Origin of the sequence: Piscinibacterium candidicorallinum (assembly GCF_047549485.1) — a bacterium.
GTDB lineage: Bacteria > Pseudomonadota > Gammaproteobacteria > Burkholderiales > Burkholderiaceae_C > Piscinibacterium > Piscinibacterium candidicorallinum.
In genome coordinates, this window is sequence record NZ_CP180191.1 from 3,489,536 (window position 1) to 3,513,741 (window position 24,206).

General features: G+C 67.0%; 22 protein-coding genes and 1 tRNA gene. 16 read left to right on the forward strand and 7 right to left on the reverse strand.

The window, feature by feature from the left end:
- Positions 1–4 precede the first annotated feature (4 nt).
- The 3 genes from ACMDW7_RS15740 to ACMDW7_RS15750 form a co-directional block, all read right to left on the reverse strand.
- The gene (locus ACMDW7_RS15740) at positions 5–1,756 is read right to left on the reverse strand and encodes a FecR domain-containing protein (RefSeq protein WP_377302759.1); all 1,752 of its coding nucleotides are present in this window, start codon (positions 1,754–1,756) and stop codon (positions 5–7) included.
- A gap of 7 nt (positions 1,757–1,763) precedes the next feature.
- Positions 1,764–2,474, reverse strand: coding sequence for a response regulator transcription factor (locus ACMDW7_RS15745; protein WP_377302757.1), 711 nt, complete (start codon positions 2,472–2,474; stop codon positions 1,764–1,766).
- A gap of 384 nt (positions 2,475–2,858) precedes the next feature.
- Positions 2,859–2,934, reverse strand: a tRNA-Phe gene (locus ACMDW7_RS15750).
- 170 nt (positions 2,935–3,104) lie between these two features.
- On the opposite strand from ACMDW7_RS15750, the gene ACMDW7_RS15755 reads away from it, so the two are divergent.
- Both ACMDW7_RS15755 and ACMDW7_RS15760 read left to right on the forward strand, forming a co-directional pair.
- Entirely contained in the window at positions 3,105–4,361 is a 1,257-nt protein-coding gene (locus ACMDW7_RS15755) for an FAD-dependent monooxygenase (protein WP_377302755.1), read from the forward strand.
- Between the two features lie 96 nt (positions 4,362–4,457).
- On the forward strand, positions 4,458–5,243 hold the full coding sequence (locus ACMDW7_RS15760) for a DsbC family protein (RefSeq protein WP_377302753.1): 786 nt from the start codon (positions 4,458–4,460) through the stop codon (positions 5,241–5,243).
- A 166-nt stretch (positions 5,244–5,409) separates the two neighbouring features.
- On the opposite strand, the gene ACMDW7_RS15765 is transcribed toward ACMDW7_RS15760, so the two are convergent.
- Entirely contained in the window at positions 5,410–6,684 is a 1,275-nt protein-coding gene (locus tag ACMDW7_RS15765; RefSeq protein ID WP_377302751.1) for a murein transglycosylase A, read from the reverse strand.
- 137 nt (positions 6,685–6,821) lie between these two features.
- Positions 6,822–7,205: a Co2+/Mg2+ efflux protein ApaG gene (gene apaG / locus ACMDW7_RS15770; RefSeq protein ID WP_377302749.1), complete on the reverse strand. Its 384-nt coding sequence runs from the start codon at positions 7,203–7,205 to the stop codon at positions 6,822–6,824.
- A 242-nt stretch (positions 7,206–7,447) separates the two neighbouring features.
- On the opposite strand from apaG, the gene ACMDW7_RS15775 reads away from it, so the two are divergent.
- Genes ACMDW7_RS15775 through rpe form a run of 4 tightly spaced genes read left to right on the forward strand, consistent with a single transcriptional unit; the run spans position 7,448 to position 12,179 of the window.
- Entirely contained in the window at positions 7,448–8,347 is a 900-nt protein-coding gene (locus ACMDW7_RS15775; protein ID WP_377302747.1) for a DUF4394 domain-containing protein, read from the forward strand.
- A 31-nt stretch (positions 8,348–8,378) separates the two neighbouring features.
- Positions 8,379–8,981, forward strand: a complete 603-nt coding sequence (locus tag ACMDW7_RS15780; RefSeq protein ID WP_377302745.1) for a methylamine utilization protein — start codon at positions 8,379–8,381, stop codon at positions 8,979–8,981.
- Between the two features lie 3 nt (positions 8,982–8,984).
- Complete coding sequence (locus tag ACMDW7_RS15785) at positions 8,985–11,441, forward strand: putative bifunctional diguanylate cyclase/phosphodiesterase (RefSeq protein ID WP_377302743.1); 2,457 nt, start codon at positions 8,985–8,987, stop codon at positions 11,439–11,441.
- A gap of 57 nt (positions 11,442–11,498) precedes the next feature.
- Positions 11,499–12,179, forward strand: a complete 681-nt coding sequence (gene rpe, locus ACMDW7_RS15790; protein WP_377302741.1) for a ribulose-phosphate 3-epimerase — start codon at positions 11,499–11,501, stop codon at positions 12,177–12,179.
- Positions 12,180–12,194: 15 nt separating this feature from the next.
- On the opposite strand, the gene ACMDW7_RS15795 is transcribed toward rpe, so the two are convergent.
- The gene (locus ACMDW7_RS15795; RefSeq protein WP_377302739.1) at positions 12,195–12,983 is read right to left on the reverse strand and encodes a substrate-binding periplasmic protein; all 789 of its coding nucleotides are present in this window, start codon (positions 12,981–12,983) and stop codon (positions 12,195–12,197) included.
- 90 nt (positions 12,984–13,073) lie between these two features.
- On the opposite strand from ACMDW7_RS15795, the gene gph reads away from it, so the two are divergent.
- From gph to ACMDW7_RS15830, 7 genes are all read left to right on the forward strand, one after another.
- A complete protein-coding gene (gene gph, locus ACMDW7_RS15800; RefSeq protein ID WP_377302737.1) occupies positions 13,074–13,793 on the forward strand; it encodes a phosphoglycolate phosphatase in 720 nt (239 codons plus the stop codon).
- A gap of 250 nt (positions 13,794–14,043) precedes the next feature.
- Positions 14,044–15,570, forward strand: coding sequence for an anthranilate synthase component I (trpE, locus tag ACMDW7_RS15805; protein WP_377302735.1), 1,527 nt, complete (start codon positions 14,044–14,046; stop codon positions 15,568–15,570).
- Entirely contained in the window at positions 15,567–16,586 is a 1,020-nt protein-coding gene (gene ltaE, locus ACMDW7_RS15810; RefSeq protein WP_377302733.1) for a low-specificity L-threonine aldolase, read from the forward strand. Before trpE ends, ltaE begins: the two co-directional genes overlap by 4 nt.
- Before the next feature lie 3 nt (positions 16,587–16,589).
- Positions 16,590–17,177, forward strand: a complete 588-nt coding sequence (locus ACMDW7_RS15815; protein ID WP_377302731.1) for an anthranilate synthase component II — start codon at positions 16,590–16,592, stop codon at positions 17,175–17,177.
- A 15-nt stretch (positions 17,178–17,192) separates the two neighbouring features.
- Complete coding sequence (gene trpD, locus ACMDW7_RS15820) at positions 17,193–18,224, forward strand: anthranilate phosphoribosyltransferase (protein WP_377302729.1); 1,032 nt, start codon at positions 17,193–17,195, stop codon at positions 18,222–18,224.
- Positions 18,221–19,012: an indole-3-glycerol phosphate synthase TrpC gene (trpC, locus tag ACMDW7_RS15825; protein ID WP_377302727.1), complete on the forward strand. Its 792-nt coding sequence runs from the start codon at positions 18,221–18,223 to the stop codon at positions 19,010–19,012. Before trpD ends, trpC begins: the two co-directional genes overlap by 4 nt.
- On the forward strand, positions 19,012–19,743 hold the full coding sequence (locus ACMDW7_RS15830; protein ID WP_377302725.1) for a uracil-DNA glycosylase: 732 nt from the start codon (positions 19,012–19,014) through the stop codon (positions 19,741–19,743). Before trpC ends, ACMDW7_RS15830 begins: the two co-directional genes overlap by 1 nt.
- A 9-nt stretch (positions 19,744–19,752) precedes the next feature.
- Here ACMDW7_RS15830 and ACMDW7_RS15835 read toward each other — a convergent pair whose 3' ends face one another.
- Complete coding sequence (locus ACMDW7_RS15835; protein ID WP_377302723.1) at positions 19,753–20,625, reverse strand: alpha/beta hydrolase; 873 nt, start codon at positions 20,623–20,625, stop codon at positions 19,753–19,755.
- Between the two features lie 120 nt (positions 20,626–20,745).
- Here ACMDW7_RS15835 and ACMDW7_RS15840 point away from each other — a divergent pair, with 120 nt between their 5' ends.
- From ACMDW7_RS15840 to ACMDW7_RS15850, 3 genes are all read left to right on the forward strand, one after another.
- Positions 20,746–21,723 (forward strand): NAD(P)H-dependent flavin oxidoreductase, encoded by a 978-nt coding sequence (locus ACMDW7_RS15840; RefSeq protein WP_377302721.1) that lies wholly within the window; start codon positions 20,746–20,748, stop codon positions 21,721–21,723.
- 174 nt (positions 21,724–21,897) lie between these two features.
- Complete coding sequence (locus ACMDW7_RS15845) at positions 21,898–23,028, forward strand: GGDEF domain-containing protein (protein ID WP_414859577.1); 1,131 nt, start codon at positions 21,898–21,900, stop codon at positions 23,026–23,028.
- A 68-nt stretch (positions 23,029–23,096) separates the two neighbouring features.
- Positions 23,097–24,185, forward strand: a complete 1,089-nt coding sequence (locus tag ACMDW7_RS15850) for a PLP-dependent cysteine synthase family protein (protein ID WP_377302717.1) — start codon at positions 23,097–23,099, stop codon at positions 24,183–24,185.
- Positions 24,186–24,206 lie beyond the last annotated feature (21 nt).

Below are 24,206 nucleotides of genomic sequence, written 5' to 3' on the forward strand. Positions count from 1 at the left end.
GCCCTCAGCGGGTGTCCACGCGCTGACCGTCGCCGGTGGACAGCGGCACGCCGGTGCCCGTCAGCACGGGCCGCTCGAGCACAAAGCGCTGCGCCGGCGACCAGGCTGCACCCTCCACCGCACGGCGCACACGCACGAAGTAGGTGCCGTTGGTCGGCCGCGGCAGGGCCAGGCGCGTGCCCTGCACCTCGCTGCGGCGCAGGCCGCGGGCAAAGCGCTCGTCCTCGGCCAGCTCGACGACATAGCGCACCTGCGCGTCGCCGCCCCAGCTCAGGCGCAGGGTCTCGTCGGTATCCGGCCCCACGCTGGCCGCGGGCGGCGCGGCCACAACCGCAAAAGCCGTCCACTCACCCCAGGGGCCGAAATCCGGCGCGCTTGGCGTACCGGCGATGCTGCCCAGGCGCCACTCGTATCGCCCAGCCGGCAGATCGCCGATCGGCCATTGCGGGCTTGCCAGGGTCGTCTCGGTCACCGGAACGCGGCGCTCGCCCTCGATCCGCACCAGCTGGGCGCGGAAGCGGCTCACGCCGGCCGGCTCGGTAAAGCGGGCCTGCACCGGACCGCCGAAATGCTCTGCATCTGCCGCGGGTGCCTGCTTGATGGGCGGCACCGGACGCGCCTTGAGCGTGAGCGGGGCACTGGCTTCGAAGCCCTCGAGGCCGCGCGCGTCGATGCCACGCACGACGAGCGTGTAGTCCCCATCGGGCAGGCCATCGAACACCGCGACCGGTTCGCGCGTTACGACCTGGGCGCGTGGCAGAGGCACGCCGCCGCTGGCTGCCTGTACCAGGCGCGCGCGATAGGCCACGGCCCCCGCAACGGGCGGCAGACGCACGGCAAAGCTCAGGGTCTCGTAGCGCGGCAAGGGCTGCGCAAACTGCGGCGCCGGCAGCAGAGCCACGGGCGCGCTGGGCTGGCCGCGCTCATCCACCACGGAGCCTGCACCGCCGGGGACTTCGACCGCGCCCGCCCGCCCGGCCAGCGCCACGCCGCCCTCGATCACCTCGGTGCCGCTGGCCGCGGCAAGCTGGCTCACGCGGAAGGTGGTGCCACGCACGCCGCTGACTGCATAGCGGGTACGTACATTGAACAGACTGCCCGCGGCACGGTCCTTGCGCACCTGGGCCTCGGCACCCCCGTCGCCGAGCTCCACCTCGATGCGGAAGACCTCCGTATCAATCACACGCTGCATGCGTGTGAGGGTGAGTTCGCTGGCTGGAGGCAGCTGCAGGCGCGATTCATCGGGCAGGCGCAGCAGCGCCCCCGCACCCGCGGGCGAACGCAGACGCGTGCCCTCGCTCAGCACCGCGCCTGCTTGAAGCTCCACAGCTGCCCCGGCAGCGCCCAGGCGCTGAACGCCCGCCCCTGTGCTGAGCACCACTGCAGTCTCCGGCACGGTCCGCATGCGATCAAGCGGCACGCGGATCCGCGTGCCTGGCTCGAACGAGCTCACTGCGGTGGACAGGCGATTCAGGCGGGCGACATGCTCGAGATCGCCCGCATCCTGCATGACGCGAATGACCAGTTCCTTGAGCGACTCACCGGCGCGCGGCGTGACCAGCACTTCGCCGGGCAGCGCCGAAGGCGCGGTGGGTGCAAGCCTGGGGCGCGCTGGCGACTTGGCGCTGCGGATTGCAGGCTTGGCGCTGGAGGCCTTCTGGGCGGCGGGCGGCGCGTTGCCCGATGCGGTGGGCTGAGAAAGAACAACGGCCGGCAAGAAGCCGGCCGTGCACAGCGCCGCGATCAACGCGCGCATCGATCGATCAGCCCGGGGCGGGCGCGGTGGCGAATTCCTCGACCCGTTCGAGCCGATAGCCGTAGCCGTAAAGAGGGGAAAGCCGAAAACCATGTTCAGGGCGCAAATGCAGACGCGTGCGGATGCGGGAGATGTGAGTATCCATGGTGCGCGTCGGGATGTCGTCGCCACGGCCCCAGACCTGATCCATGATGTGGGCACGCGACAGGGGGCGCCCAAGATTGCGGAACAGCAGCAGCGCCAGTTCGAACTCCTTCTGCGTCAGCGTGACGGCCTCACCGCTCACGCAAAGCGATTGAGAGGCGGTATCGAAGACGTAGCTGCCGTAGCTGAAGATGCGCTGATCGCGCAGGGTGCCGTTGTAGGTGCGGCGCAGGAGGGCACTGACACGGGCCAGCAGCTCCGCGCTGCGCAGGGGCTTGATCATGTAGTCATCGGCGCCGGCGTCCAGCGCGGTGACGATGTCGGACTCGTCAGCGCGGGCAGTGACGAAAAGCACCGGCACGCGGCGATCCTCGCGCAGGCGGCGCATCAAGTCCGGGCCTTCAATGTCCGGCAGATGCCAATCGAGGACGATCAGGTCAAAACTGTCGCGATGCTGTTCCCGCAAGAATTTCGAGCCGTTGCTGTAGCCCTGGACCGTGTGCCCGGCAGACTCGAGCACCTGGCGGACGAGGTCCACCTGGGCGCTGTCATCGTCGATGACTGCGATGCGCATACCTGAAGATCCCCAACGTGTTCTGGCTGCGGCCGCAGGAGCGCAACAAGATGTCCGATGCGTATACGGCTCGCAACTGCGAATGCTGTCATGATTCGCAATTGATTGCGCCCTGTTTAACGATTGTTTAGGACTTGCGGCTGCGCGGCGACGCAGCATCACCAGATTGCGGTATAGGTCATCGATAAGCGCGCATCAGCTGTTTTCCCTCTGGACGAGGCTGCACAGACGCCGCCGACAGGGTCCCGACAGGCGCCGCCGCGATGCAATGTATGCATGGACAAGCCGATGGCGAATCGCGAAATGGGGCGCCTAAATGCAAAACGGCAACCCATACAGGTTGCCGTTTTGGTTTGTGCAAACGTTTCGTTTGCAAATGAATTCTGGTGGCTTGGGGCGGAATCGAACCACCGACACGCGGATTTTCAATCCGCTGCTCTACCAACTGAGCTACCAAGCCGTGCTGTGTACACCCAAGCGGATGCGCCCAACAGAGCCCGAAACTATAGCACAGGGGCTGCGGCAGCGGCCCGCAGGCGCAGCGCCCGGGCCTTGGCCTAAGCTGACGCTTTGTGTTCCCAGCACCCTCGCGCCCCTGACCAGTAAAGCGGGTGCGACGCACCCCAGCCCATGCCCAACGCCCCGTCCGAAACCCTTGATGTCGTGATTGCCGGCGGCGGTGTTGCCGGGCTGGCGGCCGCGCTGGCGATCTCGCGACTGCCCGGCAAACCCCTGTCGATTGCGCTGATCGACCCGGCGGCGCTGCCCGGCACCGGCGCCGTGCCGCCGCCCACCGCGTGGGATCTGCGCGTGTATGCCATGGCGCCGAAGGTGCTGGCCTGGCTGGCGGATCTGGGGCTGGCTCCGCTGCTGGACACAAGCCGCACCCAGCCGATTGCCGAGATGCATGTGGCGGCCGGCGAGCCACCCAGAGGCCTGCTGCTCTCGGCCTACGAGGTCGGCAGCACCGAGTTGGCCGTGGTCATGGAGGAAGCGCTGCTCGCGCGCGCCTTGCGCACGGCCCTGCAAGTGAGCGCACGGGTGCGCTGGATACGCGGCAGCGTCAGCACACTCAAGCACGCCGAGGGCGACGACTTGGTGGAACTGGGTGTCGATGCCGACGGAGCAAGCCAGACCCTGCGCGCGCGCCTGCTGCTTGGCGCGGACGGAAAACACTCGCGCATCCGTGACCTGGCCGGCATTCCCTTCACGCGCACACCCTACGGGCAGACCGGCGTGGTGGCGCACTTCGGCAGCAATCGGCCACACCATGGCGGTGCCTGGCAGTGGTTTGGCGCCGATGATGTGCTGGCCCTGCTGCCGCTGCCACCGAGCGCAGATACACGCAGCGCCGCGGAGGACCGTACAGGCCATGCCCTGTCCATGGTCTGGTCCATGCCCAGCGCGCAGGCCGAACGCTGGCTGGCCGACGAGACGGGCCATGCCGCGCTGCACGCCGCGCTGGCTGAGCGCGTTCGCGCCGCAGGCTTTGAACTGACTCGCGTGTCTGCACTGGCCGGCTTTGAACTGGCGCTGGCCAAGGTGCCCCAGCCTGCGAATGGCCGGGTGCTGCTGATCGGCGATGCGGCGCACGGCGTGCATCCGCTGGCGGGTCAGGGCCTGAACCTTGGTCTGCATGGCGTGATGGCGCTGCACAAGGCACTGGCTGAGCGCGAACCCTTTCGCGACTGTGGCGACGCCCGCGTGCTGGCCCGGGCCGTACGCGCCCATGCGGAGCGCGTGGCCGGCATGCAGCTGCTGACCGACCAGCTCGCAACCCTGTTTCACTCAACGCGCCCCTGGGGCCGATGGGCGGCAGGTGCAATGAACCTTCTGGGCTACAGCCACGTCCTAAAATCGCGACTTGTACGCGCGGCGTTGGCCTAGAGGCCTGGATTCCACACCGCTCTCGCGGCGCGCCGGCCGCACCCCTCATCACGCACCGCTCGCGCACATCGAGCCAGCCCCGGAGACTCCCGCCCCATGTCGAATTCGCTGCTCCGCCTGATTTCTCGCCCCTTTCTGGTTGCCGGGTTCGCGCTGGCCACCGCGCTGCCTGCGCTGGCACAAACCGCCGGCCCGGTGCCGCCGGCGGCGGACGCCGCGATCCGCAAGGCGCTGGATGGCAAGCTTGGGCAGGGCGTGAAGATCGACGCCATCACCCGGACGCCCTATGCCGACCTGTACGAAGTCCGCGCCGGGGCAGACATCCTGTATATCGACGAGACCGGCCGCTACGTGTTCCAGGGCTCGGTGATTGACCTGTCCAACGGCCGCAACCTCTCGCGCGAGCGCTCCGAAGGCCTGCAGGCCGAAGCCGACCGCGCCATGCGCACGGTGCTCTGGTCGCAGGATTCACTGAAGCACGCGCTGAAAATGACCAAGGGCAACGGCAAGCGCCAGATGATCGTCTTCGAAGATCCGTACTGCGGCTTCTGCAAGCGCATGCGCGAGAGCTTCGAGCAGATGAACGACATCACGGTCTACACCTTCCTGCTGCCGATCCTGTCGGAAGACTCGGGCGTGAAGTCGCGCAACGTCTGGTGCTCGGCCAATCGCCAGAAGGCCTATGACGACTGGATGCTGCGCGGCGTGGCGCCGGCCGCCGCCAAGAAGGACTGCGACGACAGCATCGCGGAAACCCAGGCACTGGCGCGTCGCCTGCGCATCAATGGCACACCGGCGATCTTCTTCACCGACGGCACCCGCCAGCCGGGCTTCATGCCCGCGGATGCGCTGGAAAAGCGCCTGACCAGCGTCAGGAACTGAGCCGATGCGGCGCGCGGCTGCGCGCTGCGCGCCCAAGCCGACCGGCCGGAGCGCTGCATCGGCGCTCACTCAGTTCATTTTCGGCCATGAATTTTGGTGAACCGAAAGTTTCCAGAATCCGCATCCTTCTTGCGGAAGGTGGCAAACCGGCGGATGGGAATTACTTCTATTTCGGCCAAATGAGCCAGAGGCGCAGTACCGAGCGTGTGCGACCCGCCTCCTCGCCGGCGGCATCCCCTGCACCCCAGAAGTAGTCCGCCCGCACCTCGCCCTTGATGGCGCTGCCGGTGTCCTGCGCGAGCGCGAGCTGGTTGATCGGGCGGCCCCAGTGCATCGCGCTCATCCAGACCAGGCTGCCCAGCGGGATGAAGCGCGGGTCGATGGCCACCGAGCGCTTCTCGGTCAGAGGCACGTTCAGCGAGCCGATCGGGCCCACGCTCGCGTCCACGGTGCCCGGCATCAGCCGGAAGAAGATGAAGCTCGGGTTCTCGTTGATCAGCGCCTGGCCTGCGCGCGGGTTGCTGCGCACCCACTGCTTGATGCTCTGAGCCGTGGCGTTGTCGCGCGTGAGTTCGCCACGCTCGATCAGCACCCGGCCGATCGACTTGTACGGGTGGCCATTCATGTCGGCAAAGCCGATGCGCACCAACTTGCCCTGATTGGGGCCAGGGTCCTGCAGCAGGAGCTTGCCCGAGCCCTGAACCTGCAGAAAGAACGCATCCACCGGGTCTTCCACCCACGCGATCTCCTTGCCGCGCAAGCTCGCGTGCACCGGGGCGCCAGCGGGGGTGAGTTCGGCGCGGGTGAAGTAGGGCTGCAACTGGCCGTTGACCATGCGCCCGCGGATGCGCGCCGCCGGGTTGCCGGCCGTGGCCGGCTGCTCGCGGCTGACGAGATCGTCCGGCGGGCCGTACAACGGCACCACAAAGGGCGGGCGGCGTGTCAGGCTGGCGCGCAGGATAGGCTCGTAATAGCCGGTGAGCAGGCCCTCGTTTTTGCTGTCCTGCGTGAAGACAGCGTAGGCATCGAAGCGGCGCAGCAGAAACTCGCGCAGCGCGGCTTCTTCCACCGGCAAAGCACGCGCGGCGTTGCATGGCTCGCGCCAGGCGGTGGCCGCGGGCGTGGCTTGCGTGGCCAGCCGCTCGCAGCCGCGCAGAAAGCCGGGCCAGGCGTCCGTGAGCTTGTCCTCCGCAAAGCCGGGCAGGGTGTCCATGCCCACCTTGAACAGGCGCGCACCGCTGGGGATGCCGGTGGCCGGGTCTGCGATGGGCGCAGGTGCGGCGGGCGGCTCGCCGTGAATGGGCGCGGGCTCCACGGGCGCGACGGGCGCGCCCTGATTGACCGGCAGCACACCGCAGCTCGCCAGACCCAGTACGCCCAGGACTGCACCCAGGCCGCGCCGGAACGAAGTCGTCTCAATACACTCCAAGCGCATCGACATTCAAACTCGGAAAGACAGGGCAGCGCCCATGTGGTTGATCATTCTTGAGATGTTGCTGGCGCTGTTCCTGATCTGCTTCATCATGTGGTGGACGATGAAGGGCAAGAAGTAGCGCGGCCATTGCGCGCGGGCCGGCCTCAGTGCAGGGTGCGCGGCAGGGTCAGGGCAAATTCGGCAATCGGCGCCTCGAAGCGCTCGCCGTCCTCGGCCACACAGAAGAAGCTGCCGCGCATGCTGCCCTGCGGCGTGGTGAGCGGGCAGCCGCTGGTGTATTCGAAGCTTTCGCCCGGCTTGAGCAGCGGCTGGTGCCCCACCACCGCCAGGCCCTTCATTTCATCGACGTGGCCGCTGGCGTCCGTGATGATCCAGTGCCGCGAGATGATCTGCGCAGCCACCTGCCCGGTATTGGTGATGGTGACCGTGTAGGCGAACAGATAGCGCTGTGCCGCAGGATTGCTCTGCTCAGGCAGATACTCCGGGTGGACCACCACGGAGACTTCGTACTTCTTGGGCTGGGCCACGATGCGTGCCTCGTGTCAGGGTGCGCGGCGCCGCGGCCGCAGGAGCGCAGGAAGAGCCGCATGGTACCCGCGGCACTTCCGCGCAGCCGGCTTGGAGCGCGAATTGCACGGATCGTTCCGGGTAAATCCTGCGATCAGCCGGCGCCCGCGCGCCGCACACTCCCGCGCAAGGCACACCCGCCGCTGTGCCAAGCTGCGTGATCTCCCACCGCAGCCCACCCCGCATCGCCAAGTCGACCCCCATGAACATGCTGCGCATTTGCCCGCCCCGCCGCGCTTTCTTCGCCGGCCCCCTGATTGCCGTGAGTCTTGCCGTCTGCAGCCTGAGCAGCCACGCGGGTACAGATGCGCTGCCCGAGCCCGCTCCCGCCAAGGCACGCAGCCATGTGCTGTGGCTCTTGACGCAGGACCAGCAGCTCATCAAGGTGGAATCGCGCGCGCCCTCACGCGTGATGGCGCGGGTGCGCGTGCAGGGTCTGGCGCCCGACGAACAGCTGCGAGCCATCGACTTTCGCGTCGCTCGCGGGCTGCTGTACGGCCTGTCCAATCAAGGGCGTCTGCACGTGATCGACCCCGTCAGCGGACGGAGCACCGCCCTGCCCCAGCCGCTGGGTCAGCCGTTTGAAGCGAACGACGCCGACATCGACTTCAACCCGGCGGTGGATCGCATCCGCATCGTGAACCGCGGCGGGCAGAATCTGCGCGGCCACCCGGACACCGGCGTGGCCGTGGCCGTAGATCCGCAGCTGGCCTATGCCTCGGGTGATACCCAGTCCGGGCGCGTACCCTGCATTCAAGGCGCCGGGTACACCTACAACAAGCGCGACGAGAAGCTCACCACCAACTACGCCATCGACGCATGCAGCGCCAGCCTGGTGACGCAGGGCTCCGTTGAAGGCCGCGAGCCGACCGTCTCGCCCAGCACCGGGCAGCTCTTTACGGTCGGCACGCTGGGCCTGTATGCCCCCCTAGGGCTGGTGAGCTTTGACATTGCCGACATCGACAACGCCGCCTATCTTCTGGCGGCGCCTGCCGGGCAGCGCCAGACGCTGTACCGCGTTGATCTGACTTCTGGCCAGGCGCGGGCTGTCGGCGCGATCGCGCGTTCCGGCGCTGTCCTGAGTCTGGCTATCGAACCCTGAAGCTCTTCCGCTCTTCCTGGAACAGAACCCCATGACACGACGCCTGCTGTGTCTTCTGCTGTTGATCGGTGCTCTGCTGCCCCACGGACCGACTCAGGCCGCTGCAACGGTGAGCGTCAACGTCACTGACGCCAAGGGGCGCCCGGTGGACGATGCGGTGTCTGCGCTCATCCCGATTCGCGGCCCGCAGCGGGCACGGCCCGGGGCCAGCGCGCAGATCGAACAGAAAGACAAGCAGTTCGTGCCCAGCGTGACCGTGGTGCAGACCGGCACAGCCGTCCAATTCCCCAACCGTGACACCGTACGTCATCACGTCTACTCCTTTTCACCCGCCAAGAACTTCGAGATCAAGCTGTACGTCGGCACGCCCGCGGAGCCGGTGATCTTCGACAAGCCCGGTGTGGTGGTTCTGGGCTGCAACATCCATGACCACATGGTGGCCTGGATCAATGTGGTCGACACGCCCTGGTTTGCCAAGACGGCGCAAGGCAGCGCACAGATTGCGGCGGTCCCGCCTGGGGATTACGAGCTTCAGGTCTGGCACCCTCGCGCACCCACCAATCGCCCTCCGATGCGGCAGCGGGTGACGGTGGCCGCTGGCGGGCCGGCTCTCAGCGTGCAATTGCCCTACTGATCCATGACGGACGCGCCCGCATCCTGGCTGCAGCGCTGGCGCGATCGCCTGCAACGGCGCCTGTCCACGCGGCTGGTGGTCGCCTCGGTCGCGCTGCTGGTGGTTGTGCAGGCGCTCGGCCTGCTGAGCCTGCGCGCCAGCATCGACCGAAACGCGCGGCAGTCGATCCAGCAGGAGCTGGCCCTGGGCGAGAGACTCTTTCAGCGCCTGCTCGAACAGAACGGCCAGCGCCTGCGCGACGGGGCCGGACTGCTGGTGGCGGACTACGGATTCCGTTCCGCCGTGGGCAGCCGCGATCTGGAGACGATTGCCTCGGCGCTGGGTAATCATGGTCGCCGGATCGGTGCCACCCATGCCCTGCTGCTGGATACCGACTTCGCCCTTCAGGCCGCGGCCAGCCCACCCGAGGACGCCGTCATGCCAGCCCTGCAGGAGCTTGCACAGCGGGCACAGTCCAGCACGGTGGGCGACGGTGTGGCCGGCGGCCTGGTTGCGATTGACGGACGCATCCACCAGCTCGTGATGGTGCCGATGCGTGCACCGCTGGTGATTGCCTGGGTGGTGATGGGCTTCCGCGTCGATGAAGGCCTGGTGCGTGATATGCAGCGCTTGTCGGGTCTGCAGATCGCTCTGCAGACCCGCGCCTCGGCATCTGCCGATTGGCTGACTACCGCCAGCAGCCTGGCGCCGCTGACCAGCGCCGCATTGGGCGGCCCCGCGTCCATGCGCCCGGGCTCGGCGAGCAGCGTGCTGATCGCTGGTCAGGCCTACGGCATGCGCGTGGCGCCCCTGGACGCCGACAACGAGGCGCCCCTGCGCGCCCTGTTGCTGCGCTCAGTGGACGAAGCCGTGGCGCCCTATCGCAGCCTGCAGTGGACACTCCTGGTCATCGGCCTGCTGGGCACGGTGGCGCTGGCTGCCGGCGGTCTCTGGGCGGCGCGCCGCATCACCACACCGATCCGGGAGTTGTCCGGCGCGGCGCAGCGCCTGGCGGCCGGCGACTTCGAGCACCCTGTGCCGGTGACCACACGCGACGAGATCGGCGAGCTGGCGCAGACTTTTGAGCACATGCGTACCAGCATCGACGCGCAGCGCAAGGAAGTCACCCGCCTCGCCTACTGGGACAGCCTGACCGGTCTGCCCAATCGCGCGCAATTTCGCGAGGCGGTGTCAGCCGCGCTCGCGCAGCGCGAGCAGTCGGCGCCCGAGGCAACGGCAGCTGCCAGCACGCGCACCGCCGCGATCCTGCTTCTCGATCTCGACCGCTTCAAGCACATCAACGATCTGCTGGGCTACGCCACGGGCGATCAGCTGCTGCGTGAAGTGGGCGAGCGGCTTGGTGCGGTGATCGGCGCGCGAGGGTTTCCGATGGCACGTCTTTCGGGTGACGAATTCGCGCTGCTGCTGCCCGAGGCCGAGCTGGGTGAGCCCATGGCCGCAGAGATAGCGAGCGCCTTCGAACGGCCGATGCAGCTGGGCGAGCAAAGCGTGGACCTGCGTGCGAGCGTCGGCATCGCCCACTATCCTGGCCACGCACGCGAGGTCGACGAGCTTCTTGCCCGCGCAGAAGTGGCGATGTACGCCGCCAAGCGAGGCAGCTCCGGCGTGATGGTCTATCACGAGCAACTGGATTCCGGCAGCAGCCAGACCCTGTCCTTGCTGTCGGACCTGCAGCGCGCCATTGGCGCGGGCGAGTTGCGTGTGTTTCTTCAGCCCAAGATTGCACTGGGCTCCGGCGAGCTGGTGGGCGCGGAGGCCCTGCTGCGCTGGCAGCACCCGACACGCGGCATGGTTCCGCCGCTGGACTTCATCCCCTTTGCCGAGCAGACCGGCTTCATCCGCCACCTGACCCTGTGGGTGATCGACGAGATCCTGCGCATCAGCCCGCAGCTGGCCGCGCAGGGCCATGCGCTGAGCCTCGCTGTGAACCTTTCGACGCGTGACCTCATGGATCTGGAGCTGCCGGACAAGATCGGCGAACGGCTGGCACGCTTTGCAGTACCGCCGGAGGCACTCAAGCTCGAGATCACCGAGAGCGCGATCATGGATGACCCGCAGCGCGCCGAAAGCGTGCTGGCTCGCCTGCATGCCATGGGCTTGCCGCTGTCGATCGACGACTTCGGCACAGGCTACAGCTCGCTGGCCTATCTGAAGCGCCTGCCAGTCAAGGAGCTGAAGATTGATCGCTCCTTCGTGATGCATCTGGACCGCGAGGACGGCGATCACAAGATCGTCCGCTCAACGATCGATCTGGCCCACACCCTGGGCCTCGAAGTCGTCGCCGAGGGCGTGGAAAACCTTGCGATCTGGCAGGTGCTGCGCGGTCTCGGCTGTGATCTGGCACAGGGCTACTTCGTGAGTCGCCCGCTGCCCGCCGACCAGTTCGAGGCCTGGGCCACCGCCTGGCCGCAGCAGCGCGAGCGCCTGCTCGGGCAACCCGAAGCCGCCCTCCTAAAATAGTGTTTCCATTCAGCTGATCCGCTCGCGATCGGCCCGGTCACCCCACCTCGCACACCCATGAGCTTTCGCATCGCCCCTTCCATCCTGTCTGCCGACTTTGCCCGCCTGGGCGAGGAGGTGCGCGCCGTGCAAGCCGCAGGCGCGGATCTGATCCACTTCGACGTGATGGACAACCACTACGTGCCCAACCTGACCGTGGGGCCGCTGGTCTGCGAGGCGATCCGCCCGCACGTCACCATTCCCATCGACGTGCACCTGATGGTTGAACCCGTGGATGCGCTGATCCCGATGTTCGCCAAGGCCGGCGCGAACATCATCACCTTCCACCCGGAAGCCAGCCGCCATGTGGACCGTACGCTGAGCCTGATCCGCGAACACGGCTGCAAGGCTGGACTGGTCTTCAACCCGGCCACATCGCTGGAATACATGGACTACGTGATGGGCAAGCTCGACATCGTGCTCATGATGAGCGTGAACCCCGGCTTCGGCGGCCAGAGCTTCATCGAGGCCGTGCTGCCCAAGATCACGGCAGTGAAGAAGAAGATCGACGCCCACACCGCCGCGGGCGGCCAGCCGATCTGGCTGGAAGTGGATGGTGGGGTGAAGGTGGACAACATCCGCCGCGTGGCCGATGCCGGTGCAGACACCTTTGTGGCGGGCAGCGCCGTCTTCGGTGCGCGCGATGCCGATGGCGGCTACAAGACAGTCTTCGAGAAGTTCCGCACGGCGCTGGGCTGAGTGGGGTCACCCGGGTCAGTGCGTCGGTGAGAGGTAGCGCCGCTGGATCCTTTGGATCAGGCCTTCGCGGCGCATCTGCGCCATGACCTGGTTGAACTGCCTCACGAAGGACTCCTCCACCGCGCGCTTGCCAAAGGCGAAGCGGGCCGCTTCTTCAGACACCACGATGCGCGTGGGCAGGATGCGAGCATCCAGCTTCAGCTCGGCCAGCTCGATGGCAGCGGTGTCCTCGCTGGCAATCACGCCGTCCAGGCGGCCGTTGGCCACCATCTGCCAGAGGTTCAGGCGATTGCTCTGGCGCGTGATGCTCCGCGCGTAGGCTTCGTCCTTGAGCAGCTCGTCGTAGGCGTGTCCATAGGCCACATTGATCTGCACGCCCAGCCGAAAGCCGACCCTCGGGAGCTCATCGATCTGCTTGAGTGGCCATTTGGCCCGCGCCTCCCGGCTGGCGTAGAGCACATTGCGTGGCGTGGGGCGCGGGTCGGAGAACCAGGCGTATTCCTCGCGCTCAGGCCGCTTGAACGCACCGGGCAGGACGTCCAGGCGCCCAGCCTCCAGCTCGAGCAGGGCACGGGCCCATGGCAGCTGAACCCAGCGCACGGTGCACCCCATGCGCTTGAGCGCCTCCCGCACGATATCGGCGTCGATGCCGACAACCTCGCCCCGCGCATCGATCTGCGTGAATGGCGGATCAGGGTTCCAGCGCACTGAGCGCTCGCATGCGTTGGCCCATCCTGCCGCCAGCAGCACGCTCCAGCCTAGCCACCAGGCACGCCAGAGGCGCGCGCTCCTCACCGTCCACATGCACGTGCTCCCAAGAGCCGCTTCGGCGGCCCTGCAGCGCAAAACTTATCATCGGCTTGCCTCATTTGCAGCCTCGCACAAGCCCGCCCCATGCCCAGACCCTGCTCTCTGCGCGCCGCGCTGATCGACCTTGACGGCACCCTGCTGGACACCGCCGGCGAACTGGCAGGGGCGGTGAACGCCATGCGCCAGGACCTGGGTCTCGCCGCGCTGGACGTGGCGCGCATTGCGAGCTTTGTGGGCAAGGGCGCGGCCGTGCTGGTGCACCGCGCACTGACCGACTCGCACGACGGCCTGGCCGACGATGCCGCTCACGCACAGGGCCTCGCAGCCTTCAAGCGGCACTACGAGCGCATCAACGGCACGCAGGCGCAGATGTATCCCGGCGTGCTTGATGGCCTCGCGTCGCTGCATGTACAAGGCCTGCGCCTGGCCTGCGTCACCAACAAGCCGCGCGACTTTGCGCAGCCGCTGCTGGCGCGTACCGGCCTCGCAAGGCACTTCGAGCTGCTGGTGGCCGGTGGCGACACTGCGCGCGCCAAGCCCCACCCCGATCCGTTTGAACACGCTGCGCAGCACCTGAATCTGGACGCGGCGGAATGCGTGGTGATCGGCGACTCCGCCAACGACGCGCAGGCCGGGCGTGCCGCGGGCATGGCCGTGCTGCTGGTGCCCTACGGCTATAGCGAGGGCGAACCGGTCAGCCGCGCGTTTGACGCCGGTTTGTGCGATGCGATAGTCTCCGATCTCGTTGCCGCCGCGGACTGGATTGCTGGTCAGGGTGCGCAGCCGAACCACACACCGCAATGAACCGCCTCCACTTTGCTTCCCAAGCAGCCCGCGCCTTCTGCGCCGGGTGGTGGCGTGTCTCGTTCTGGTGGTGCTGACCGCACCGACCAGACCCCCTCGCAGCCGCTTGCCGCTGCCCGCCTCAAGAGCAAGCACCCCGAAGCATCTCCACACCCGGATCTGACCGCGTAGATCCAGCGCTGGTGCGCCTTTCCAAGCCAAAATGGCTGGAAACCCGCGCCAGACAAGCGGAAAGCCCTTGCGAACAGCCATGACCGAACTCGAATTCAACGCCCTCGCCGCCCAGGGCTACAACCGCATCCCGCTGATCGCCGAGACCATGGCGGACCTCGACACCCCGCTGTCGCTGTACCTGAAGCTCGCCAACACGGCCAACAGCTTCCTGCTCGAGAGCGTGGTGGGCGGCGAGCGCTTCGGGCGCTACAGCTTCATCGGCCTGCCGGCCAGCACGATGCTCAAGGTCAGCATCCGCGCCGCGGGCCATCACACGCAGGTGCTGAAGAACCACGCCGTGGTCGAGGAGGACCGCGGCAACCCGCTCGATTTCATCGCCGCGTATCTCGCGCGCTTCAAGGTCGCCATGCGCCCGGGGCTGCCGCGCTTCTGCGGCGGCCTGGCCGGCTACTTCGGCTACGACACGGTGCGTCTGATCGAGAAGAAGCTGGCGGCCACCGACAAGCCCGGCGGCATCGACATGCCCGACATCATGCTGCTGCATTGCGACGAGCTGGCGGTGGTGGACAACGTCGCCGGCAAGCTCTACCTGATCGTCTATGCCGACCCGCGCACGCCGGACGCCTACACCCGCACGCGCAGCCGCCTGCGCGAACTGAAGGCCAAGCTGGCGAATGCGCCGCACCGCTCCCACCTGGGGGCGAGCGTGGTGCAGGAGGTGCGCCGCAGCTGGCCCAAGGAGGACTTCAAGGCCGCCGTGCAGCGCTGCCGCGACTACATCATCGACGGCGACTGCATGCAGGTCGTGATCGCGCAGCAGCTCTCCATGCAGTTTCCGGAGTCCGCGCTCACCCTGTACCGCGCGCTGCGCTCCATCAACCCCTCGCCCTACATGTTCTATTACCGCATGGCGCCCGAGGCAGCCGGCAAGGGCGAGTTCCACATCGTCGGCTCATCGCCCGAGATTCTCGTGCGGCAGGAGCCGGTGGAATCCGGCGGCAAGCCCGAGGTCCTGGCCACCGTCCGGCCGATTGCCGGCACGCGCAAGCGCGGCGCCACCACAGCGGAGGACGAGCGCCTGGCCGCCGAGCTGCTGGCCGACCCCAAGGAGCGCGCCGAACACGTGATGCTGATCGACCTCGCCCGCAATGACGTCGGCCGCGTGGCCCAGACGGGTACAGTCAAGGTCACCGAGACCATGGGCATCGAGAAGTACAGCCATGTGCAGCACATCGTGAGCAATGTGCAGGGCGTGCTCAAGCCGGGCATGACCAGCATGGACCTGCTGCGCGCCACCTTCCCCGCGGGCACGCTCTCGGGCGCACCCAAGGTGCGCGCCATGGAAATCATTGATGAACTCGAGCCCGTCAAGCGCGGCCTGTATGGCGGCGCGGTGGGCTACCTGTCCTATTCCGGCGCCATGGACGTGGCGATTGCCATCCGCACCGGCGTGGTCAAGGACGGCTTCCTGCATGCCAGCGCCGGCGCGGGGATCGTCTACGACTCGGATGCAGAGGCCGAGTGGCAGGAAACCGAAGCCAAGGCCCGTGCGCTGTTCCGCGCCGCGGAGCGTGTGCAGGAAGGACTGGAGGCCGAACTGTGATTGACCTGCGCAGCGATACCGTCACCCGCCCCACCGCCGCCATGCGTGCGGCGATGCTCGCCGCAGAGGTGGGCGACGACGTGTGGGGCGACGACCCGACCGTGCAGCGCCTGCAGGCCGTGGTGGCCGAGCGCACGGGCTTCGAGGCCGCGCTCTTCATGCCCAGCGGCACCATGAGCAATCTGTGCGCCCTGATGGCGCACTGCGAGCGTGGCGACGAATACATCGTCGGCCAGCTGGCACATACCTACAAGTACGAGGGCGGCGGTGCGGCGGTGCTCGGTTCGATCGTGCCGCAGCCCATCGAGCACGCGCCGGACGGCACGCTGCCACTGGAGAAGATTGCTGCCGCCATCAAGCACCATGGCCCCGGCCTGGGTGCGCACTTTGCGCGCTCGCGCCTGCTGGCGCTTGAGAACACCTTCAACGGCAAGGTGCTGGCGCGCGACTACGTGAGGGCCGCGCAGGAGCTGGCCCGCAGCCGCGGCCTGAGCCTGCACCTGGACGGCGCGCGTGTGGCCAATGCATCGGTGGCCAATGGCGAAAGCCTGCGCGAGACCTGCGCCGGCTTTGATTCGGTGTCGATCTGCTTTTCCAAGGGGCTGGGCTGCCCGGTGGGCTCGGTGCTGGTGGGCAGCAAGGCACTGCTGGAGCGCGCCTTCCGCTGGCGCAAGGTGGCAGGTGGCGGCATGCGCCAGGCCGGCATTCTGGCCGCGGCCCTGCTCTACGCGCTGGACCACCACATCGATCGACTGGCCGAGGACCATGCCAACGCTGCTTTCCTGGCCGAGGGTCTGCGCAGCATCGACGAAGTGAGCGTGACGGACTGCGCGACCAACATGGTGTTTGCGCAGTTCCCGCAGGCGCACTGCGTGCCGCTGGAAGCGCATCTCAAGGCGCGCGGCATTCTGATTCAGGTGCTCTACGGCACTCGCATGGTGACGCATCTGGATGTGAGCGGTGCCGACATCGACCGCGTGGTGGCCGAGATCAAGAACTACTTTGCGAAGGTCTGAACCATGCTGGTGATGATCGACAACTACGACAGCTTTACCTACAACCTCGTGCAGTACTTCGGCGAGCTCGGCGAGGACGTGCGTGTGTTCCGCAATGACGAGACCACGCCGCAGGCCATCGAGACGCTGCGGCCGGACCGCATCTGCATCAGCCCGGGGCCCTGTGCACCCGCGCAGGCCGGCATCTCGATTGCCACCATCCGCCACTTTGCCGGCAAGCTGCCGGTGCTCGGCGTGTGTCTGGGCCACCAGGCGATTGGCGAGGCCTTCGGTGGCAAGGTGATCAAGGCCCGCAAGGTCATGCATGGCAAGACCGACGCCATCGAGACCAAGCAGCAAGGGGTGTTTGCCAATCTGCCGCGCAGCTTTACGGTCACGCGCTACCACTCGCTCGCCATCGAGCGCGAGAGCCTGCCGGCCGAGCTGATGGTCACCGCCTGGACCGAGGATGGCGAGATCATGGGCGTGAAGCACAAGATCCACGCCGTCGAGGGCGTGCAGTTTCACCCGGAGTCCATCCTGTCGGAGTACGGGCGTGACCTGCTGCGCAACTTCCTGAACCAATCTGCCGCCACTGCGAGCGCCCACTGAGCGCGGAGCCCCACCATGCCCATCACCCCGAACGAAGCCCTGCAACGCACCATCGAGCACCGCGAGATCTTCCATGACGAGATGGTCAAGATCATGCGCATGATCATGAGTGGTGAGATCTCGCCGGCCATGACGGCAGCCATCCTCACGGGCCTGCGCGTGAAGAAGGAAACCATCGGCGAGATCACCGCGGCAGCCCAGGTCATGCGCGAATTCGCCACCAAGGTGCCGGTGCAGTCCCACGCCCATCTGGTCGATGTGGTCGGCACCGGTGGGGATGCTGCACACACCTTCAACATCTCCACGGCCAGCATGTTCGTCGCCGCGGCGGCCGGCGCCAAGGTAGCCAAGCATGGCGGGCGCAGCGTGTCTTCCAAGAGCGGCAGCGCCGATGTGCTCGAGGCCCTGGGCGTGAACCTCAATCAGTCCCCCGCACGCATTGCCGAATGCATCGACAAGCTCGGGCTGGGCTTCATGTTCGCGCCGAACCACCATCCGGCCATGAAGAACGTCGCCCCGATCCGCAAGGAGCTTGGCGTACGTACCATCTTCAACATCCTCGGGCCCCTGACGAACCCGGCGGGCGCACCCAACATCCTGATGGGCGTGTTCCACCCGGATCTGGTGGGCATCCAGGTGCGCGTGCTGCAGCGCCTGGGCGCCGAGCATGCCGTGGTGGTCTACGGCAAGGACGGCATGGACGAGGTGTCGCTCGGTGCCGCCACCATGGTGGGTGAACTGAAGAACGGCGAAGTCCAGGAGTACGAAATCCACCCAGAGGACTTCGGTCTGGCGATGTTCAGCAACCGCGGCCTGAAGGTGCTGGACGCGGCGGAATCCAAAACCATGCTGCTCGAAGCGCTGGGCGACACACCGGGCACGCCGCGCGACATCGTGATCTTCAACGCAGGCGTCGCGCTCTATGCCGCGAATGTGGCCGCCGACATCCCGGCGGGCATTGTGCTTGCACGCGAGGCGATCCGCTCCGGCGCGGCACGACGCAAGCTGGACGACTTCGTAGCCTTCAACGCAAGTTCGAGCCTATGAGCGACATCCTGACCCGGATCCTCGCCACCAAGCGCGAGGAGATCGCATCCGGCCTGAAGATCCGCCCGCTGGCCGACGTCCGCGCACAGGGCGAAGCCCGGCGCGGGCAGCAGCGCGGCTTTGCACAGGCCATGCAGGCCCGCGTCGCCGCAGGCCATGCCGCCGTGATCGCGGAGGTGAAGAAGGCCAGTCCGAGCAAGGGCGTGATGCGCGACCCGTTCTACCCCGCCGTGATTGCGCACAGTTATGCGCTGCATCACGCCATCTGCCTGTCCGTGCTGACGGACGTGCAGTACTTCCAGGGCAGCGCGGACTACCTGCGCCAGGCGCGCGCTGTCTGCACGCTGCCTGTGATCCGCAAGGACTTCATCATCGACGAGTACCAGGTGGCCGAGGCGGCTGCCATGGGTGCCGATGCCATCCTGCTGATCGTGGCGGCGCTCGACGCATCCGCGCTGCACGATCTGGAGGCCTGCGCGGCGCACTACGGCCTGGATGTGCTGGTGGAGGTGCATGACGCGGCCGAGCTCGATGTGGCGCTCACCCTCAAGACGCCGCTTGTGGGCATCAATAACCGCAATCTGCGTACCTTCGACGTCACCCTCGACACTACGCTGAATCTGCTGGCACAGATCCCTGCGGACCGGCTGGTGGTCACGGAGTCCGGCATCCACACACCGGGCGATGTGGCGAAGATGCGCGCCGCCGGCGTGCATGCCTTTCTGGTGGGCGAAGCCTTCATGCGCGCGGCCGACCCCGGCACCGAGCTGGCGCGGCTGTTTGCCTGATGACGATTACTCGCGATTTGTTCGGTGGCGCAGATCCGGCTGCACTCAGTGTGCCGCTCGCGCGGTGCTTCGACGCACTGCCCTCCGACTGGCAAGCCTTGGCACCGCGATTTCTTGCGAGCAGCATGAAGATGGAGCTGTGCGCCACGGTGGACGCACGACGTGCGGCGGGCGCCACGATCTACCCGCCGCAACCCTTTGCCACGCTGCACGAACTTGACCCGGCTGCAGCGCGTGTCGTGGTGCTCGGGCAGGACCCGTATCACGGCGCCGGGCAGGCACAGGGTCGCGCCTTCTCGGTGCCCGTCGGCATGAAGCTGCCGCCCAGCCTGCGCAACATCTACACCGAGATCAGCCGCGAGTTCGGTACACCACTGCCAGGTAGCGGCGACCTCAGCCGATGGGTTCAGCAAGGCGTTCTGCTGCTGAACACCGTGCTCACCGTGGAAGACGGCGCCGCGGCGAGCCATGCGGCGCTGGGCTGGGAAACGTTCACCGACGAACTCATCGGTTGGCTGGGCCAGCAAGCGCGGCCACTGGCCTTTTTGCTCTGGGGCGCACCAGCGCAGAAGAAGCGTGCGCTGATCGGGCCGCAGCATCTGGTGCTCTGCGCCAACCATCCTTCGCCCCTGTCGGCGCGGCGGCCGCCGGTGCCCTTCATCGGCTGCGGGCACTTCGGTCAGGTCAATGCCTGGCTGAGCGCGCGGGGCGAGGCGCCGATCAACTGGTAGGCGATCCACTCAGCTGGATCGGCCGCTGCGCACCTGCTGCGTTGCGCTGATGAAGCGCTCCACGGTGGCGCGGTACTCCGCGTTGCCCATGGTGGAAAAGCCGCTGTGGTTGCCGCCCTCCACGATCAGAAGCTGCCGGGCCGAAGCCGGCGCCTTCTGCGCAGCGGCGTAGAGCTGCTCACTCATGCGGTAGGGGATCACGCCGTCGCGTGTGCCATGGATGAAGAGCACCGGCTTGTTCAGCTCGCGGACCTTGGCTAGTGAATCGAAGTCCTGCGTGATGAGCAGGCTCAAGCCTGGCACCCAGCCCCACTTGAACTCGCGCACCAGGTCGGCAATGCGGGTGAAGCTGGCTTCCACGATCAGGCCTGCAAACTGGCCCTGTGTGTCCTTGCGCGTGGCGAGATCGATGGCGATCGCGCCACCGAGGCTGTGGCCATACACGTACCGCTGATCCGCCCTTGGCTCGCGGCGCTTCAGTTCCTCGAAGGCCAGGCGCGCATCTTCGTAGGCAGACTCTTCCGACGGCACACGGGGGCTGGAGGCGCCAAAGCCCCGGTAGTCGATGGCCAGCACGTTGAAACCCATCTGCTGCCAGCGCTCGATGCGGAACACGCTGCCGTTCAGGTTCCAGCGCGCACCGTGCAGGTAAAGCAGCGTGGGCGCACTCGGCGCGGCCGCGGGCAGGTACCAAGTGCGGACGGTCTCGCTGCCCAGCTTGAGGTCGAACACTTCGGTGCCGGCCGGCGCCTCGCGCGACCAGCGCGGCGCACCTTCCTCGACGCGGAAGATGGCCTTGCGCTGCGCAGTGTCCAGACTGGCGCAGCCACCGATGACGAGCACAGCCACCAGGGCCGCCAGCAGGACGCGCAGATGCTTCATGGGTGCATACGATGCCAAAACCGAGCCGGGGTTCAAACACACGCATTCCCGCTGCCATGGACGGCTGCTACGATTGCCCGCTGTTTTCGAACGATCGTTCGTTTTTCAGGAGTTTCTGCAATGTCGCTGCACGCCCTGCTCAAGGATCGCCTGTCTGTGCCGGTGATCGCCAGCCCGATGTTCATCCTCTCGAACCCGAAGATGGTGATTGAGCAGTGCAAGGCCGGCGTGGTGGGCAGCTTTCCGGCGCTCAACGCGCGCCCGGCCAGCCAGCTCGATGAATGGCTGCACGAGATCACCGAGACCCTGGACGCGCACAACAAGGCCAACCCGGACCGGCCGGCTGCGCCATTTGCCATCAACCAGATCGTGCACAAGAGCAATGACCGGCTCGAGCACGACCTGGAGATGACCGTGAAGTGGAAGGTGCCCATCGTCATCACCAGCCTGGGCGCGCGTGAGGACGTGAACGCCGCCGTGCACAGCTACGGCGGCTACACCCTGCACGACATCATCAACGACCGCTTTGCACGCAAGGCGATCGAGAAGGGTGCTGACGGCATCATCGCCGTCGCAGCCGGTGCGGGCGGCCACGCGGGCACGCTCTCGCCGTTTGCACTGGTGCAGGAGATCCGCCAGTGGTTCGACGGCCCACTGCTTCTCTCGGGCTCGATCGCCACCGGCCGCGCCGTGCTTGCCGCCCAGGCCATGGGCGCGGACTACGGCTACATCGGCAGCGCATTTATCGCCACCGAGGAAGCGCGCTGCGCCGACGACTACAAGCAGGCCGTGGTTGACTGCAAGGCGGACGACATCGTTTACACCAACCTGTTCACCGGCGTGCACGGCAACTACCTAAAGCCCTCCATCGTCGCGGCAGGTCTCGATCCGGATCACCTCCCCGAGAGCGATCCAAGCAAGATGAACTTCGGCTCGGGCGGTACCGAAGCCAAGAAGGCCTGGAAGGACATCTGGGGCTGCGGCCAGGGCATTGGCGCCGTGGACGCCATCGTTCCTGTGCGCGAACGGGTGGCACGTCTGGCCGGCGAATACCGCGAGGCCTGCCGCATGATCGAGGGCCTTACAGCGCGCTACTGAGCGGGCGCCGGAGCGGGCTGCCGCGCAATTCAGGCAAATCCCGGTCAAGGAATGCGCGTGTTTCACGCCTGACCGAGCGTGCCGAAGCGGCCGAGCGGGTATCTTTCTGCGTGATGCTCCTTGAGAAGACGCAGGCCGCGTCGCAGGCAGACCGTGGCCTTTGATATCCGCACCATGTTCATGATCGCCGCCCTCCTGGGGCTGGCGATGGGCGCCATCGTGCTGCTGATGCAGCGTTCGGCGCCCAGTTCGGTGCGCGGCCTGCTGGAAACCGGCTGGTCAGCCATCGCCTTTGCGGTCGCCTCGCTGCTGATCGCGTTGCGCGACCATGTGCCCGAGATCCTGAGCTTCCTGCTGGCCAACGTGATGCTCTATGTGGCACTGGCAGCCAACGCCCATGGTGTGGCGCGCTTCTACCACCGCAGCGATCTGGCGCGGCCGATCTACGGCATCGCCCTGCTGTGCAGCGTCATCTACTGCATCATTTATGCGCTTGGCGCAGGCATCCAGGGGCGCGTATACGTCTACACGGGCGTGCTCCTGGTGCTGTTCGGCATCAAGACCTGGCTGCTGCTGCGCGAGACCCGCGGCAACCGCGGCATCGGCTGGGGGATCATGCTCGTGCTCACGGTGACCATGATGCTGCTGGCCAGCGCGCGGGCGCTCGCCTTTGCCACCTCGCCGGTGGCCGACAGCGTGTTCTCGCAGCATCCGATCAACATTGCGCACGGCGTGGGCAGCATGTTTGCGCTGGTCTTCATGACCCTGGCCTTCATCCTGGCCGTCAACGAGCGCTACCGCCAGGTGCTGCAGGATCTGGCCTACACCGACTCGCTCACCGGGCTGATGAACCGGCGCGCCTTCATGGACGCAATGGCGCGCGAACACGCCAAGGTGCAGCGCGGCCAGAGTTCCTACTGCGTGGCCGTGGCCGATCTGGACCACTTCAAGCGCATCAATGACGCCCTCGGTCACGCGGCTGGTGACCGGGTGCTGGAGTCCTTTGCCTCCCGAGTGCAGGCCTGCATCCGCCCTGGCGATGTAGTGGGCCGCATCGGCGGCGAGGAATTCGCCATCGGCCTGCCCGGCGTGAGTCAGGCCGATGGCATGCAGATCATCGAACGCATCCGCAAGCTGGTGGCAGCTACGCCGGTGAACTGGCGCGGCCAACCCGTCATGATTACGGTGTCGATCGGCCTGTCACGCTGCAAGGACGCCGATACCAGCTTCGAGCAGGTGCTGCTGCGCGCCGACCAGGCGCTCTACGACGCCAAGCTCACGCGCGACGCCACAGCCGCGAAGTAGCGGTCCTCCCCCATCGACCCCACATCGCGCAGCCCGGCAGGCTGCCCAACGCAGGACATTCAAGCCCCATGGACTGGACGCGCCACGCGATTGCCAAGATCGAAGCGGACTTTCGCCGCTCCAGCGACACGCATCTCATTGCCGTGGCGCTGCCCGGCTTTGCGGGCATCGACCTGTATTTCAAGGACGAGAGCAGCCACCCCACCGGCAGCCTGAAGCACCGCCTCGCGCGCTCGCTGTTTCTCTACGCCCTGTGCAACGGCTGGCTGCGCGAGGGCAGCACGGTGGTGGAAGCGTCCAGCGGCTCCACGGCGATTTCCGAGGCCTACTTCGCGCGCCTGCTCGGCCTGCCCTTCGTGGCCGTGATGCCGGCGAGCACCTCGGCCGAGAAGATCGCCGCGATCGAGTTCTACGGCGGGCGCTGCGATCTTGTGGCGCACTCCGCGCAGGTCTATACCCGCGCCGCGCAGATCGCTCGCGAGACCGGCGGCCACTACATGGACCAGTTCACCTACGCGGAGCGGGCCACGGACTGGCGCAGCAACAACAACATTGCCGAAAGCCTGTTCGAGCAGATGGCGCTGGAGCCGCACCCCGTGCCCACGTGGATCGTGACTGGCGCTGGCACTGGCGGCACAGCAGCCACACTGGGCCGCTTCGTGCGCTACCGCCAGCACCCCACGCGCGTGCTGGTGGCCGACCCCGAGCACAGCGTGTTCTTCGACCACTACCGCACGCGCGACTGCAGCCTGACGGCCGAGCAGGGTTCGCGCATCGAAGGCATCGGCCGGCCGCGGGTGGAGGCCTCCTTTCTGCCAAGCATCATCGACGCGATGGTCAAGGTGCCCGATGCGCTCTCAATCGCTGCAGCGCATGAGCTGAGCGCACGCCTGGGTCGGCGCGTCGGCGGCTCCACGGGTACCAACCTCGCAGCCGCGCTGTGGGCGGCGCAGCAGATGAAGCAGCGCGGCGAAACCGGCTCGATCGTCGCCATCCTGTGCGACGCCGGCGAGCGCTACGGGCGCACCTACTTCGATGCCGACTGGCTCGCGGCGCAGGGCTTTGCGCTGGATGTGCCGCGCGCGCAGGTGCGCTTGGCGATGGACCAGGGCGAAGCGATTGCGCTGGCTGCGGCCGGCGCCGTGCAGACTGCCTAGGCGCCGCGCACGTGCACAGTG